This is a genomic window from Streptosporangium sp. NBC_01639, from assembly GCF_045209755.1.
GTDB lineage: Bacteria > Actinomycetota > Actinomycetes > Streptosporangiales > Streptosporangiaceae > Streptosporangium.
Window position 1 is genome coordinate 5,774,098 of record NZ_CP109272.1, and the last position, 14,941, is coordinate 5,789,038.

12 protein-coding genes, 2 tRNA genes and 1 rRNA gene are annotated in these 14,941 nt (G+C 67.0%); 11 read left to right on the forward strand and 4 right to left on the reverse strand.

The genetic code is table 11. The features are described from left to right. The first annotated feature begins 67 nt into the window (after positions 1-67). The 3 genes from OHA77_RS26455 to OHA77_RS26465 all read left to right on the forward strand — a co-directional run bounded on the left by OHA77_RS26455 (position 68) and on the right by OHA77_RS26465 (position 2,107). Positions 68-853 (forward strand): enoyl-CoA hydratase/isomerase family protein, encoded by a 786-nt coding sequence (locus OHA77_RS26455; protein WP_406312153.1) that lies wholly within the window; start codon positions 68-70, stop codon positions 851-853. Positions 854-995: 142 nt separating this feature from the next. After that, positions 996-1,511 carry a M48 family metallopeptidase gene (locus OHA77_RS26460; protein ID WP_406312154.1) on the forward strand — a complete coding sequence of 172 codons (516 nt, stop codon included), beginning with the start codon at positions 996-998 and terminating at the stop codon, positions 1,509-1,511. Then, positions 1,508-2,107, forward strand: a complete 600-nt coding sequence (locus tag OHA77_RS26465) for a DUF2064 domain-containing protein (RefSeq protein ID WP_326825513.1) — start codon at positions 1,508-1,510, stop codon at positions 2,105-2,107. The genes OHA77_RS26460 and OHA77_RS26465 overlap by 4 nt, the downstream gene beginning before the upstream one ends. Positions 2,108-2,145: 38 nt before the next feature. Here the strand turns inward: OHA77_RS26465 and OHA77_RS26470 are convergent, their stop codons facing one another. The 3 genes from OHA77_RS26470 to OHA77_RS26480 all read right to left on the reverse strand — a co-directional run bounded on the left by OHA77_RS26470 (position 2,146) and on the right by OHA77_RS26480 (position 5,094). Then, a complete protein-coding gene (locus tag OHA77_RS26470; RefSeq protein WP_406312155.1) occupies positions 2,146-3,054 on the reverse strand; it encodes an endonuclease/exonuclease/phosphatase family protein in 909 nt (302 codons plus the stop codon). 181 nt (positions 3,055-3,235) lie between these two features. Beyond that, positions 3,236-3,781 (reverse strand): NUDIX hydrolase, encoded by a 546-nt coding sequence (locus tag OHA77_RS26475; protein ID WP_406312156.1) that lies wholly within the window; start codon positions 3,779-3,781, stop codon positions 3,236-3,238. Next, a complete protein-coding gene (locus OHA77_RS26480; RefSeq protein ID WP_326825509.1) occupies positions 3,778-5,094 on the reverse strand; it encodes a zinc-dependent metalloprotease in 1,317 nt (438 codons plus the stop codon). The genes OHA77_RS26475 and OHA77_RS26480 overlap by 4 nt, the downstream gene beginning before the upstream one ends. Before the next feature lie 79 nt (positions 5,095-5,173). Between OHA77_RS26480 and OHA77_RS26485 the strand changes: the two genes are divergently transcribed. The 7 genes from OHA77_RS26485 (at position 5,174) to OHA77_RS26515 (ending at position 12,064) form a co-directional block, all read left to right on the forward strand. Next, positions 5,174-6,247, forward strand: a complete 1,074-nt coding sequence (locus OHA77_RS26485; protein WP_406319876.1) for an NAD-dependent epimerase/dehydratase family protein — start codon at positions 5,174-5,176, stop codon at positions 6,245-6,247. A 157-nt stretch (positions 6,248-6,404) separates the two neighbouring features. After that, positions 6,405-6,830 (forward strand): molybdenum cofactor biosynthesis protein MoaE, encoded by a 426-nt coding sequence (locus OHA77_RS26490; RefSeq protein WP_406312157.1) that lies wholly within the window; start codon positions 6,405-6,407, stop codon positions 6,828-6,830. A gap of 83 nt (positions 6,831-6,913) precedes the next feature. Next, positions 6,914-7,960, forward strand: coding sequence for a PDZ domain-containing protein (locus OHA77_RS26495; RefSeq protein ID WP_326825507.1), 1,047 nt, complete (start codon positions 6,914-6,916; stop codon positions 7,958-7,960). 227 nt (positions 7,961-8,187) lie between these two features. Further along, on the forward strand, positions 8,188-11,109 hold the full coding sequence (locus tag OHA77_RS26500) for a UPF0182 family protein (RefSeq protein WP_406312158.1): 2,922 nt from the start codon (positions 8,188-8,190) through the stop codon (positions 11,107-11,109). 74 nt (positions 11,110-11,183) lie between these two features. Then, positions 11,184-11,260, forward strand: a tRNA-Met gene (locus OHA77_RS26505). Between the two features lie 119 nt (positions 11,261-11,379). After that, a tRNA-Met gene (locus OHA77_RS26510) sits at positions 11,380-11,456 on the forward strand. 179 nt (positions 11,457-11,635) lie between these two features. Continuing rightward, the gene (locus OHA77_RS26515) at positions 11,636-12,064 is read left to right on the forward strand and encodes a PH domain-containing protein (RefSeq protein WP_406312159.1); all 429 of its coding nucleotides are present in this window, start codon (positions 11,636-11,638) and stop codon (positions 12,062-12,064) included. A 75-nt stretch (positions 12,065-12,139) separates the two neighbouring features. Here the strand turns inward: OHA77_RS26515 and OHA77_RS26520 are convergent, their stop codons facing one another. Then, positions 12,140-12,541 carry a hypothetical protein gene (locus OHA77_RS26520; protein WP_406312160.1) on the reverse strand — a complete coding sequence of 134 codons (402 nt, stop codon included), beginning with the start codon at positions 12,539-12,541 and terminating at the stop codon, positions 12,140-12,142. Between the two features lie 635 nt (positions 12,542-13,176). Between OHA77_RS26520 and OHA77_RS26525 the strand changes: the two genes are divergently transcribed. Beyond that, positions 13,177-14,697, forward strand: a 16S ribosomal RNA gene (locus OHA77_RS26525). Positions 14,698-14,941: the final 244 nt, after the last annotated feature.

Sequence of the window (14,941 nt, forward strand, 5' to 3'; positions counted from 1 at the left end):
ACACCGCCTGTGGACAACCCGCCGTGCACTATGCCCCCGGTATGAAACCGTGCACTACGCTCCCGGCATGAACGAGCTCGTGGTTGACCGGCGGGACGACGGCGTCGTGCTGCTCACCCTGAACCGCCCGGATCGGCGCAACGCGATGACCGACGGGATGACCGAGCAGTGGCGGCAGACGATGGCCGCTCTGCACGAGGATCGTGGCGTGCGGTGCGTGGTGGTCACCGGGGCCGGGAGCGCGTTCTGCTCCGGCGGGGACCTGTCCTGGCTCGCCGAACGTGGCGCCGAAGGCGTGCCCGGGCTGCGTGACCGGATGCTCGCCTTCTACCGGACCTGGCTGGCGGTCGCCGACCTGGAGGTGCCGACCATCGCCGCGGTCAACGGCGCCGCCGTCGGAGCGGGACTGTGCCTCGCCCTCGCCTGCGACCTGGTCTACGCCGCCGAGGAGGCCAAGCTCCTGGCTCCCTTCACCTCGCTCGGCCTGCATCCCGGAATGGCCGCCACCTATCTGCTGCCCCGCGTCGCCGGAGTGGGGGTGGCCCGGGAGATGCTGCTCACCGGGCGGACGATGCTCGGCGCCGAGGCGGCGACGGCCGGGCTGGTCACCAGGGCCTTCCCTCGCGAGTCCCTGATGACCGAGGTGCTGGAGATCGCGTCCAGGACCGCCGCCAACGCGCCCATCGCCACCCGGCTCACCAAGGTCGCCCTCGCCGGTGGCGGGCACGCCGACCTCGACGCCGCGTTGCGCTGGGAGTCTCTCGCCCAGCCGGTGACCATGACCTCACCCGACATGATCGAAGGACTGTCGGCACAGAGAGAACGGCGGGTCCCGCGATTCGGCAACTCCTGAGACAGCAGATATCCGGGTTATTTCGATAAGCCGCCGCCCATAGCGGATCGGTCTCGCTTAACAATCTACGAACAGGGATTGACCAGCCAGAACGTGTTCTGCCCTCTGGTGTGAATTCGCTATTCTCGGCTACCGTTCATATGTGCCCCCCGAGACAGTCGAGGTCCGTCGAAGTTCTCGTCGCCGGCGGACGGTTTCCGCGTACCGCGACGGCGAGAAAACGATCGTGCTGCTCCCCGCAGGATTGAGCCGCACCGATGAGGAGCAATGGGTGCGGCGGATGCTCGACCGGCTCGCGGCGAAGGAGCAGCGAAGACGCCCCTCCGACGACGATCTGCTGGAGCGGGCCAGTGAGCTGTCGGTGCGTTATCTGGACGGCAGAGCGATGCCGTCCAGCGTGCGGTGGGTGGACAACCAGCAGCATCGCTGGGGCTCGTGCACCCCTGACCACGGCACCATCAGGATCTCCACGAGGCTGCGCGGCATGCCCTCATGGGTGGTCGACTATGTGATCATGCATGAGCTCGTGCACCTGCTGGTGCCCAGCCACGGCCCCCGCTTCTGGGCATTGGTGGAACACTATCCCAAGGCAGAGCGGGCGCGAGGGTTCCTTGAGGGATTCTCCATGGCGGCCCACGGCGACGCGGAGGAATGTTGACGGAAGCACGACTGGTGGCCGTCGTCGTCACGTCCTCGATGGCGGGAGCGACCCCACCGGGAGTCGACGACGCCGCGTTTCTGGCCGCCGTTGCCGAGGACACCTACGAACTCGTCGCCGGCCTCGACTTCGTCACCCCCGTTCTGGTGACGAGCGTGCCGGGAATGGAGGAGATTGTCTGGCCGGGGACCCCGGTCGTCGAGATCCCCGACCTGTCCGGAGCCGCCCTGGTCCGGGCCGCCTTCGCGGCGCTGCCGTACGGCGAGCAGGCGGTCCTGCTGAGCGGCGACGCGCCCGATCTGCCTCCTCTGCTCATCGGCAAGCTCTTCCGGGCTCTCGGCAGAGCGCAGTTGGCCGTCTGTCCGGCCGCCGACGGCGGCGCCGTGGCGATCGCCTCCCACCTGCCCTGTCCCGACTGGGCCCAGGTTGGTTTCGACGACGACGACCCGGTCCGGGCACTGCGCGCCGCGGCGCCCGCCCCCCGGACGGTCGCCACCGGCCCCGGCTGGCACCGCCTGCGCACGCCGGGCGACATCGCCAGGCTGGATCCCGGTCTCGAAGGCTGGGACAGCACACGGGCGCTGCTCTCGAACTGAACCGCCGAACCGCTGAACCGCTGAACCGGGGGGCGGCGTCAGGCTCCGGGCAGCCGCAGGTCGGCGAAGACGCCCCGGTGATCGGTGCCGGGGACGGTGTGGACGCTGACCCCGGCGACCTTCACCCGCTGGTCCACCACCACGTGGTCGATGGTGATGAGCGGCGGAACGCGCTTGTTGGCGGGCCAGGTGGGCGTGAGTCCCTGACCGGCCTGCTCGGCCGAGTCCACGTATCCCCGGCTGAGGAAGCGGCGCATCGCGGCATGGTCGAGGCTGGCGTTGTAGTCACCGGCGAGGATGCGGATCCTTCCGGGCACCGCCGGGGGAAAGGCCTCCAGCGCCGCCGTCCACTCGCGAACCTGATCGCCCAGCGGCGGGTAGGGGTGCACATCGACGAACTCGATGGGTTTGACGCCGGGAAGGTTGATCAGGGCGGCAGGCATGTTGTGCCCGATCGGTTGGAACAGGTTCTCCAGCGGGGTCAGCGGATACTTGGCGTACAGGCCGCTGCCGCGCGCACTCCACTCCGCGGCCAGCAGCCGGTGCGGCATCAGCTCCCCGAGCCCGGCCGCGTCCAGCTTCTCCACCAGCCCCGGAGTCAGCTCCTGGGTGCTCAGCACATCCGGCTTCAGTCGCCTGACCAGTTCCATCACGGCCTCGGGGTCGGCCCGGCCGAAGAACGCGTTGAGGGTCAGCACCCGCAGCGGCGTCCCGGAGGCGGCCTCCGCGGAGCCGAAGGCCCGTGGAAGGACGCTGAAGCCGAGTGCCGCGGTGGTGACCAGCGCGACCCCCGTGGCAACGCGGTTGCGGGTCAGCGCGGCCAGGAGCACGGGGATGAGCGAGGCCGCCGCCACGTACGGCGTGCCGGTCATGAGCTGGGTGGCCAGCGACCCCCGCTCCAGCCCGCCCACCCTGGCCACGGCCCAGGCGGCGAACGGGGTGACCACCGCCCAGAGAAGAGCTCTGGAGACCCGCGGGAACCGCGGTCGTCGCCGTGGCGGCGTTACGACCGCACCGCCCACTCCCGTGTCGGCTGTGATGTCCAGGCCCACGTTTCCCCGCTCAGCTCGTCGCACCGGTGAACGGGACGATATCCAGCGGGAGATGTGACGAGCATAAACAGTCCGGTCACAGAGAGTGCATGAGGTCCCGTGCGCGACGTGCCAGACGGCGGGTCGCCTCGTCGGAGAGCTCGGGGATCTCCTCCACCGGGAACCATCTCAGGTCGAGCGACTCGTCACTGATCACGGCCTCGACGCCGGCCGGAGCGACGGCCCCGTACTCCACGTCCAGATGATGACTGTACGGCGGGTGACACCACACCCGATGGCGGTCCAGGGCGAGCGGACCGGGCAGCAGCCGCAGACCGGAGATGCCGGACTCCTCGGTGGCCTCCCGCAGCGCCACAGCATGGAGCGAGACGTCATCGGGCTCGCAGTGTCCTCCCATGGGCAGCCACATCCCGGCCTTGGGGTGCAGCGTGAGCAGCACCCGCTCGCCGTCGTGGGAGAGCACCGCGGTCGTGGCCGTCAGATGACCCGGTACGCAGGCACGCCACATCGCGTCCTCATGGGTCTCCACATGCCTCAGGAACTCCTTGCGCAGGAGCTCCTCCTGCGCCGTCGGCGCGTCCCAGGCGGCGAGCACACTCTGTGCGTGCGCGCGCAGGCTCACGCGGAGTCGTTCCTGTCGTCCTTGCCGTCGCCGTCGTCCTTGCCGGCATCCTCGCCGTCATCCTCGGCAGAGGACTCCCGCAGGGACGCCTCCAGGCCGGACAGGTCGAACTGGGGCTCCCCCCGGACGAAGCCGTCGGGGTCGTCGAGGTCGTCGGCGGTCGGCATCAGGTCGGGGTGGCCCCAGACCGCGTCCCGGCCGTCGATCCCGCGGTCGGCCTCCAGCGCCTGCCACAGCGCCGCCGCCTCACGCAGGCGGCGAGGACGCAGTTCGAGTCCGACGAGCGTGGCGAAGGTCTGCTCGGCGGGGCCGCCGGTCGCCCTGCGGCGCCGTACCGTCTCCGCCAGCGCGGTGGCAGAGGGCAGCTTGCCCTCGGCGGCGCCGTCCACGACCGTGCCGACCCAGCCCTCGACCAGCGCGAGCATGGTCTCCAGCCTGCTCAGAGCGGCTTTCTGCCGGTCGGTCTCCTCGGGCTTGAGGAGGTTGCCGCCGCTCAGCGCCTGCTGGAGCTGTTCGGGATTGTTGATGTCCAGCCCGCGCAGCTGCTCCTCCAGGGCGGACACGTCCACCGTGATGCCCCGGGCATACTCCTCCACGGCGCCGAGCAGGTGCGCGCGCAGCCACGGCACGTGCTGGAACAGCCGGTGGTGAGCCGCCTCGCGGAGGGCGAGATAGAGCCGGATCTCCTCGCCGGGCGTCTCCAGCCCCTGGCTGAACGCGGCGATGCCGCCGGGCAGCAGGGCCGCGTCGTCGGACAGCGGAAGGCCGATGTCGGAGGAACCGATCACCTCACGGGCGAGCGAGCCGATGGCCTGGCCGATCTGCTGGCCGACCATCATGCCGCCCATCTGCTTCATCATGCCCATCAGCGGCCCGGCCATGGCCTGGGCCTCGGTGGGCAGGCCGGCGGCGCCGAGAGTGCCGCTCATGGTCTCGACCATGCGGGCCGCGATCGGGTCGCAGAGCTTCTGCCAGACGGGAACGGTCTTCTCGATCCATTCCGACCGGCTCCACGCCTGCGGGCTGCCCACCCCGCTCGGAAGCGCGGTCGCCTCGTTCAGCCACAGGTCGGCGAGATTGAGGGCGTCCACGATCTGACGCCGCTCGCCTTCCATGACGCTCGGATCACCTTCGGCGGCCACGACGTGCCGCGCGATGTTCTTCGCCATGTCCCAGTTGACGGGACCGGAGCTCGGTGGCGCGGAGAGCATGTCGGCGAACTGGCGCATCGCCGCCGCGATCTGCTCCGGGTCGCCGAACATGGCGAACGGATTTTCGTTGGGGTCGTTTTCCCGACCTGGCAAGTCAGTCACCGCTCTACCTCGTGCAGGATGGAGGAGTCCACATCCGCCACGTTATCCGTCGCATGGCGGGTCAGTGCAAAGTGAGGACCTGGTGCCTACCTCGAAACGCCTCCGGCCCCCGGTCGTCGCCGTCACCGGCGCGGCCTCGGGTATCGGCCGTGCATTCCTCGTGAAAGTCGCCTCGTCTGCGGCTTTCCGCAGAGTCGTGGCCATCGACGATCAGCGCGGCGATGTGCCCGACGTCACTTGGAGGGTTCTCGATGTCCGAGATCCGCTCTTGGCGAACCGGATCTCCGACATCGATGTCCTCGTTCACCTGGGAGGTGACTACACACTCGACGCCGACCCCGCAGAGCGGCGCGCCTACAACCTGCGCGCGGCCCAGACGGTGCTCACCGCCAGTGCCGCCGCCCGGGTCCGCCGCGTCGTGCTGGTCACCAGCGCCATGGTGTACGGCGCGGCGCCCGACAACGCCGTTCCGCTGCCCGAGGACTCTCCGGTGGCCGCCGAACCCGACACCGGAATGGTCGGTGACCACCTTGAGATCGAGGCGCTGGTCCGGCGTTCGCTGCGCAGCCATCCCGGCCTCGAGGTGACCGTGGTCCGCCCCGCCGCCGTGGTCGGCCCCGGCGTGGACAGCGTGATCACCCGTCACTTCGAGTCGCCCAGGCTGCTCAGCGTCAAGAGCTGCAGCCCCCGCTGGCAGTTCTGCCATGTGGACGACCTGGTCTCGGCGTTGGAGATGGCCGCGCTCGGCACCGTCTCCGGGGTGGTGGCCGTCGGGAGCGACGGCTGGCTGGAGCAGGACCAGGTGGAGGAGCTCTCCGGGCTGCGCCGGTTCGAGCTGCCCGCCGGGCTGACCTTCGGCACCGCCCAGCGCCTGCACCGGCTGGGCGTCACCCCGGCCCCGGCCACCGACCTGCACTACGTCGTCTACCCGTGGGTGGTCGACTGCGCCGCGCTGCGCGAGGCCGGATGGAAGCCGTTGTGGAGCAACGAGGCCGCGTTCAAGCAGCTCCTGGAACTGCGCGCGGGCAGGCACACGGTCGTCGGCCGCCGGCTGTCCGGCAAGGAGGCGACGATCACCGCGGCCGGCGCGACCGTCGCGGTCCTCGGCACCGCCGCGATCGTCCGCGTCGCCCGCAAGAAACGACGGGTGTGAGGCTCCGGGGCCGCGCCGTCCCCGGGAGACCGTTCTCCCGGGGAGACAGTACGTGCCGGCGGGACGGACCCGGCCGCGGTCCGACTTCCGGAGCGGTCCCCGCCGGTGCGCGGTGGAGGGCGAAAGGCCCGGTATCCAGGGCTGTACGCTTTCTGGCGTGGACGTCATCCGGTTGCTCGGTATCCGCGACAGCGCACTCTCCGTCGACGAGGTGCTCGACGCCGTCGGCGACCATGCCGCGGGCGGTACGACGATCTTCATCGGCACCGTGCGGGACCAGGACCACGGCAAGCCCGTCACCCGGCTGTCCTACTCGGCCCATCCGGGCGCCGAGAAGGAGCTGCGCCGGGTCGCCGAGAAGATCACCGCGGACTTCCCGGTGACCGCACTGGCCGCCGTGCACCGGGTCGGAGACCTCGAACTCGGTGACATCGCGGTCATCGTGGCGGTCGCCAGTCCTCATCGGGGCGAGGCCTTCGAAGCCTCCCGGCGGCTGATCGACGACCTCAAGAGCGAGGTGCCGATCTGGAAGAACCAGCATTTCGCGGATGGTTCGGCCGAATGGGTCGGGGCTTGCGAGTGAGCTCAGTCGCAAGTCGTACGATTCGGAACATGACGGCGCGTACGTGCATCTCCATGACCGGCCACACGGCATAGGCTGCCCCCATGTCCCGACGAGCGCTGACCCTGATGGTGGCCGGCTTCCTCACGCTCCTGCTCGGCGTCGTCGGCGCCGTGCTGCCCGTGCCGTACGTCGTCCTGAGCCCGGGGCCGACCGAGAACACCATCGGAGACGTCAAGGGCGAGCCGGTGATCAGCATCGAGGGGCGCGAGACCTACCCCACCTCGGGCAAGCTCAGCCTCGTGACCGTGGCCTACCAGGGTGGGCCGGGCAACAGGATCGATCTGTTCAGCGCGCTCAGGGGCTGGGTCGACCCGACCGTCGCCGTCGTGCCCGAAGAGACGATCTTCCCGCCGACGAGTACGGCGGAAGAGGTCGATCAGCAGAACATCCAGGAGATGACCAACTCCCAGGATGACGCGACCGCGGCCGCGCTCTCCGAGCTGAAGATCCCCTACACCGCCGTCGTGAGCGTCGCCTCCGTCCAGAAGGGCTTCCCGGCCGACGGAAAGTTCAGGGCCGGCGACGAGATCGTCTCGATCGACGGGGTGCGCGTGATCGATCGTGAGACCGTCTCCAGCGCCGTCCGCAAGCACAAGGCAGGCCAGAAGGTCACCTTCGCCGTCAAGCGGGCCGGCCAGAGCACCACCCTGACCGTGCCGACCAGGGCGGCCGAGGACGGCACGCCCATCGTGGGCATCACCATGCAGATCAAGTACAGGTTCCCGTTCAAGGTGAAGATCAACGTCGGTGACGTCGGCGGCCCGAGCGCGGGGATGATGTTCTCCCTCGGCATCATGGACAAGCTCACCCCGGGCCCGATGACCGGAGGCAAGGCGATCGCCGGGACCGGGACGATCACGGCGGAGGGCGAGGTCGGCCCGATCGGCGGTATCCAGCAGAAGATGGTCGGCGCCCGCAAAGCCGGGGCGACGGTCTTCCTCACCCCGGCCGACAACTGCGCCGAGGCGGCCAGGGCGACCCCCGACGGGCTGAAGCTGATCAAGGTGAAGACCCTCCACGACGCCGTACAGGCGATCGACGTGGTCCGCACCGGTTCCGGCACCGCGCCGGGCTGTTCGGCCGGCTGACGGGGCGGGCGACCGCCGAGCCGGAACACGGATCGCGCGCCGGGCACGGATCCGGTGTCTCGCGCGTTGACTCTGGTGGATACGAGACCCTTGGGGGTTGTGGCCGGACCGTGGCCAAGTGGCTGAGCGCGACCCAACCCCTGCCGGTGTAGGTTTCCAATCACGGACCGTGCTCTTACGACAAGGGGTTGGCCTTGAGCTTCCGGACCCCCGGAGCCGGTAGGGCAATGCGCTTGCCCCGCCGGCCACGACTGCTACTTCCCGTCGCGATCGCCATCGTCGCGATCGTTGTGCTGTTCTTCCTTTTCGCCGGCATCTTCACCGACTACCTCTGGTACGAATCGGTGGACTACACGACCGTCTTCTCCGGTGTGATCGTCACGCAGATCCTGCTCTTCATCGTGGGAGCCGTGCTGATGGTCGGCCTGGTGGGCGGCAATATGCTGCTCGCCTACCGGACGCGGCCGATGTTCGGGCCGGGCATGTTCGGCGGCGCGAGCGGCGCCGACCGCTACCGGATGGCCCTCGACCCGCACCGCAAGCTACTCTTCCTGATCGGCGTCGCCGTTCTCGCCCTCTTCGCGGGATCGTCGTTCTCCGGCCAGTGGAAGACCTGGCTGGAGTTCGTCAACGCCACGCCGTTCAAGGAGAACGACGCGCTGTTCGGCATGGACGTGTCGTTCTTCATGTTCACCTACCCGTTCCTGCGGATGGTGCTGAACTTCCTGTTCACCGCGGTGGTGCTGTCGGCCATCCTGGCGGCGCTCGTGCACTACCTGTACGGCGGTTTCCGGCTCCAGTCACCGGGAGTGCACGCCTCCCGGGCCGCGCGTGTCCACCTGTCGGTGCTGCTCGGCGTCTTCGTGCTGCTCAAGGCGGTCGCCTACTGGATCGACCGCTACGGCCTGGTCTTCTCCGACCGGGGGTTCGCGTTCGGCGCCTCCTACACCGACGTCAACGCGGTGCTGCCCGCCAAGACGATCCTGGCGATCATCGCCCTGATCTGCGCCGCTCTCTTCTTCGCCGGAGTCGTACGGCCCGGCGGCATGCTGCCCGGCGTCTCCTTCGGCCTGCTGGTGCTCTCAGCCATCCTGATCGGCGGGGTCTACCCGGCGCTGGTCGAGCAGTTCCAGGTCAAGCCGAACCAGCAGGGCAAGGAGCAGGCATACATCAAGCGCAACATCGACGCCACCAGAAAGGCCTACGGCGTCGACAAGTCCGAGGTCATCGACTACACGGCGCAGGGTGACGCCAGCAAGGTCAACGTCACCGCCGACAGTTCGATCTCGGGCGTGCGGCTGCTCGACCCCAACCTGGTCGCCAAGACCTACCAGCAGAAGCAGCGTATTCGCGGCTACTACGACTTCCACGACCCGCTCGACGTCGACCGCTACCCGGACGACTCGGGCAGGCTGCGTGACACCGTGGTGGCCGTGCGAGAGCTCACCGGCCCGCCGCGCGAGCAGGACAACTGGATCAACCGGCACCTGGTCTACACCCACGGTTACGGTTTCGTGGCCGCACCGGGTAACGAGGTCGACTCGCAGGGCCTGCCCAACTTCGACGCCAAGGACATGCCGGTGACCGGCCCCCTGGTGCAGCGGACCGGGCTGAAGGAGTCGCGGATCTACTTCGGCGAGTCTCCGGGCGCGCCCGAGTACGTCGTGGTGGGCGGTGACAGGAATCAGGAGCTCGACTTTCCGGAGAGCGGCGGCACCGGCCAGCAGAACACCACCTACACCGGCAAGGGCGGCGTCCCGGTCGGCTCGTTCCTCAACCGCGTTCTCTACGCGGCCAAGTACGGTGAGAAGAACCTGCTGCTGTCGAGTGACATCAACGACAAGTCGAAGATCCTCTATGAGCGCAACCCGCTGGATCGCATCGCCAAGGTCGCGCCGTTCCTGAGCCTGGACGACAACCCCTACCCGGCCATCGTCAACGGCAGGGTGGTCTGGATCGCCGACGCCTACACCACCTCCAACGCCTACCCCTACTCCGACAGCCGGAGCCTGGAGGCGATGACGCGGGACACCGTCACAGACCCGCGCCTGGTGGTGCAGCAGCCGCGTGACCAGATCAACTACATGCGCAACTCGGTCAAGGCCACGGTCGACGCCTACGACGGCACCGTCAGTCTTTACGCCTGGGACGAGCAGGACCCGATCCTGCAGACCTGGCGCAAGGCCTTCCCCGGCATCATCAAGCCGCAGAGCGAGATGGACGCCGGCCTCAAGCAGCACCTGCGCTATCCGGAGGCGCTGTTCAAGGTCCAGCGCGACGTGCTGTCCCGCTACCACATCGAGGATCCGAACGCGTTCTACAGCGGTCAGGACTTCTGGAACGTCCCGAACGACCCGTCGTCGGGCGAACGTGACGTCAAGCAGCCGCCGTACTACCTGTCGGTCAAGATGCCCGACACGACGGCTCCGACGTTCTCGCTGACCACCACGTTCGTGCCACGCCAAGGTCCCAACCTGGCGGCGTTCATGGCCGTGGACGCCACCCCGGGGGCGGACTACGGAAAGCTCCGCATCCTGCGGATGCCCTCCAACACCACGATCCCCGGTCCCGGCCAGGTGCAGAACAACTTCCAGAACAAGTTCTCCGGTGAGCTCAACCTGCTCGGCCTCGGTCAGGCGAAGGTCCGCTACGGGAATCTGCTGACTCTGCCGTTCGCCAACGGGCTGGTCTACGTCGAACCGGTCTACGTGGAGATCGCCGCGGCCTCCGGCCAGGAGCCGTATCCGATCCTCCGCCGGGTCCTGGTCTCCTACGGTGACAAGGTCGGCTCCGCCGACACGCTGGACACCGCCCTGAAACAGGTCTTCGGGGAGAGCACCGAGCAGGCGAAGCCGGATGTCACCAAGCCGAACACGCCCGCCCAGCCCAGTACCGCGCTGAACCAGGCGATCACCGAGGCGCAGCAGGCGTACGACAAGGCGCAGAAGGCACTGACGGCCAACCCGCCCAACTGGACCGAGTACGGCGACGCCCAGAAGGAGCTGCAGAAGGCGCTAGAGAAGCTGAAGGGGGTCACGGCCCCGACAGCCACGGCCACGGCCACCCCGGCTCCCTCGGAGTCACCTACTCCGGCCCCCACCGGCAGTCCCACCCCGTCGGCGACACCGACCCCGTCACCGACTCCATAAGGAGTTCACAGGCCCAACGAGCCATTTGATTCGCCTTCACCGCCAAAGCCGGGTAGTCTTCAGACACACACCGACGCGGGGTGGAGCAGTTCGGTAGCTCGCTGGGCTCATAACCCAGAGGTCGCAGGTTCAAATCCTGTCCCCGCTACCAAAACCGAAGGCCCGGATCTCTCAGAGATCCGGGCCTTCTGCGTTGATCCGCATTTTCTGTGGCGCGCAATCAATTTGCTCTTCATCGCCAAAGCCGGGTAGTCTTCAGACACACACCGACGCGGGGTGGAGCAGTTCGGTAGCTCGCTGGGCTCATAACCCAGAGGTCGCAGGTTCAAATCCTGTCCCCGCTACCAAAACCGAAGGCCCGGATCTCTCAGAGATCCGGGCCTTCGACATTTACGAGGCCGGCTTGTGCATGGTGACGATCTCCCAAGTCCGGGGCCGCTCGGATCGCCCGTGCCCCGTGCCGTATCGGGACCGGACCACGGCTCCGCCGTACCCGCATCACGGCGGAGCGGTTAGCGTGCCATCTGTGGATGACATCTCCGGGCCCGTCCTGCGCTGGCGTGTGCGCCGCGATCTCCTCGTCCTGAAGGTCGCGGCAGCAGTCGTCTTCGCGGTGGCGACCGTGGTGAGCATCGGTGACCCGCGTGGGACGGTCCTGGCGGGTGCTGCGACAGCGATGCTGGCCGGCCTGGCCCTGCGCGACATCCTCGCTCCGGTACGGCTCAGCGCCGACGGTGCGGGGCTGGTCGTGGTCAAGGGTTTCGCCGGTTCCGAACGGGTGCCGTGGAGCGACGTCGAGCGGATCCGGGTGGACACGCGGACCCGATTCGCCTCACGGACCGGAGTTCTGGAGATCGACACCGGTGAGGCGCTTTTTCTCCTGAGCCAGTTCGATCTCGGTGTGCCGTGTCAGCAGGTCGCCGACGAGCTGAACGCCTTCCGGACCGGTTCCTGACCTGTTTCCCCCCATCAGGAACCGGACCGGAGGTGTCGCGCCGTGGCCTTGGACCCGGTGCCGGTGCGGAATGTCCTACCGGGGGAGGCTGCGGCTCGTGCCCGCGCACCTGCGGGTGCGGGGCCCGGTCCCGGTGATCGCAGCCGGGGCCTCCTCCAGATGAGCCAGCAATGCGGCCGCGGTCCGTGCGTCGGCCAGGATCCTGCTCACCTCGTCCTCGGTCGCCGGGAGCTGGCCGCGCTTGGCGAGCTCATCGGTGAGGAAGGTGAGCGGCTCGGGATAGCCGGCCACCTCGGCAGCGGCCGTCGCCCGCGCCGCGGTAAGAAGTCGCAGGTAGTAAGAACGGAGCGTCGCCTCGCGCATCCGTGCGTCCTCAAGGTCGCTCAGCAGAGCCCTGGCGACCCTGAGCAGGTCGCCGGGATGATCGGCCTCCGCGTCAATGTGCGCGCGGATGTCGTCGAACTCCGAACGGGTCATGGTTGCTCACCTCCACGGTGGAGTCAGGATCCTGACCCTCGTGCCTACTTCGTATCCAAAGCTGATTGCGGATGGCTTGATGGCTGCTTGCGCCGTCCGGTTTGGGACGCGTGAGGCTCGGGAATGGTTGGCAAGTTGTCTCTGTGACACGAGAGTCCTGATACTGTTCTTCCTGCAGGGCAACGAGCAACAAGCCCCGGAAGCCAGAAGGTTTCCAGGTTGGCGAACTGCCCAGCAACCCCCTCTTAGCCAAACCTGGCAATTCGGGCGCGTCCGTACGATTGGACACGAACGGGATGTTGGAGTAAGTTAGAAGGGTTGCTCCGGAAACGGGGCAGGTCGAGATCCTCACGGATCCGGCGGGTTCGGATCGACTCTAGCGAAAGCGACAAGTTGACACGAACCGGGCGGATCTGCTAGGATGGAGACACGGAATGGAACGCCCTGAAGCCGGATCGCATGATCACGGCGACGGAGAACGCGTCCGTTTCTTGAGAACTCAACAGTGTGTTAAAAGCCAGTGCATGAAGCACAACTCCCGTCCCACCCATCTTCTGGTGGGAGGACGGATTCCTTTGGTTGAACATCCGGCATTCGGTGCCGGGTGCTTTCAGCCGGGAGAACTTCTCAAACATTGTTTGGAGAGTTTGATCCTGGCTCAGGACGAACGCTGGCGGCGTGCTTAACACATGCAAGTCGAGCGGAAAGGCCCTTCGGGGTACTCGAGCGGCGAACGGGTGAGTAACACGTGAGTAACCTGCCCCTGACTCTGGGATAAGCCCGGGAAACTGGGTCTAATACCGGATACGACCACTTCTCGCATGGGATGGTGGTGGAAAGTTTTTCGGTTGGGGATGGACTCGCGGCCTATCAGCTTGTTGGTGGGGTAACGGCCTACCAAGGCGACGACGGGTAGCCGGCCTGAGAGGGCGACCGGCCACACTGGGACTGAGACACGGCCCAGACTCCTACGGGAGGCAGCAGTGGGGAATATTGCGCAATGGGCGAAAGCCTGACGCAGCGACGCCGCGTGGGGGATGACGGCCTTCGGGTTGTAAACCTCTTTCAGCAGGGACGAAGTTGACGTGTACCTGCAGAAGAAGCGCCGGCTAACTACGTGCCAGCAGCCGCGGTAATACGTAGGGCGCAAGCGTTGTCCGGAATTATTGGGCGTAAAGAGCTCGTAGGTGGCTTGTCACGTCGGGTGTGAAAGCTTGGGGCTTAACTCCAGGTCTGCATTCGATACGGGCTGGCTAGAGGTAGGTAGGGGAGAACGGAATTCCTGGTGTAGCGGTGAAATGCGCAGATATCAGGAGGAACACCGGTGGCGAAGGCGGTTCTCTGGGCCTTACCTGACGCTGAGGAGCGAAAGCGTGGGGAGCGAACAGGATTAGATACCCTGGTAGTCCACGCTGTAAACGTTGGGCGCTAGGTGTGGGGACCTTCCACGGTTTCCGCGCCGTAGCTAACGCATTAAGCGCCCCGCCTGGGGAGTACGGCCGCAAGGCTAAAACTCAAAGGAATTGACGGGGGCCCGCACAAGCGGCGGAGCATGTTGCTTAATTCGACGCAACGCGAAGAACCTTACCAAGGCTTGACATCGCCCGGAAACACTCAGAGATGGGTGCCTCTTCGGATCGGGTGACAGGTGGTGCATGGCTGTCGTCAGCTCGTGTCGTGAGATGTTGGGTTAAGTCCCGCAACGAGCGCAACCCTTGTTCAATGTTGCCAGCACGCTCTTCGGGGTGGTGGGGACTCATTGGAGACTGCCGGGGTCAACTCGGAGGAAGGTGGGGATGACGTCAAGTCATCATGCCCCTTATGTCTTGGGCTGCAAACATGCTACAATGGCCGGTACAGAGGGCTGCGATACCGTAAGGTGGAGCGAATCCCAAAAAGCCGGTCTCAGTTCGGATTGGGGTCTGCAACTCGACCCCATGAAGTCGGAGTCGCTAGTAATCGCAGATCAGCAACGCTGCGGTGAATACGTTCCCGGGCCTTGTACACACCGCCCGTCACGTCACGAAAGTCGGCAACACCCGAAGCCCGTGGCCCAACCAGCTTGCTGGGGGGAGCGGTCGAAGGTGGGGCTGGCGATTGGGACGAAGTCGTAACAAGGTAGCCGTACCGGAAGGTGCGGCTGGATCACCTCCTTTCTAAGGAGCATCGACTGCGGCCACCTGGTGGTTCGTGGTCCAGCCGTGTCCGTGGGCGAATGTCTCACGCTCGGCGCGCTCATTAGTGGAGCACTGGTTAATCGGATGATCTGGGTCTGCCCGGGTCGGTTGGTACCGCCTGAACCCTTCGCGGGGGACGGGAGTGGGAACGCCGGCTGGGGGGCGCGGATGGGTTCGGACACACTGTTGGGTCCTGAGGAAACGGACATTGGTGGGCCCGCTG

What these genes read in the sequence shown, in the direction of transcription:
- OHA77_RS26455 (WP_406312153.1), top strand. Translation starts at nt 68, where the DNA reads ATGAACGAGCTCGTGGTTGACCGGCGGGACGACGGCGTCGTGCTGCTC.
- OHA77_RS26495 (WP_326825507.1), top strand. Translation starts at nt 6,914, where the DNA reads ATGTCCCGACGAGCGCTGACCCTGATGGTGGCCGGCTTCCTCACGCTC.
- OHA77_RS26500 (WP_406312158.1), top strand. Translation starts at nt 8,188, where the DNA reads ATGCGCTTGCCCCGCCGGCCACGACTGCTACTTCCCGTCGCGATCGCC.
- OHA77_RS26520 (WP_406312160.1), bottom strand. Translation starts at nt 12,541, where the DNA reads ATGACCCGTTCGGAGTTCGACGACATCCGCGCGCACATTGACGCGGAG.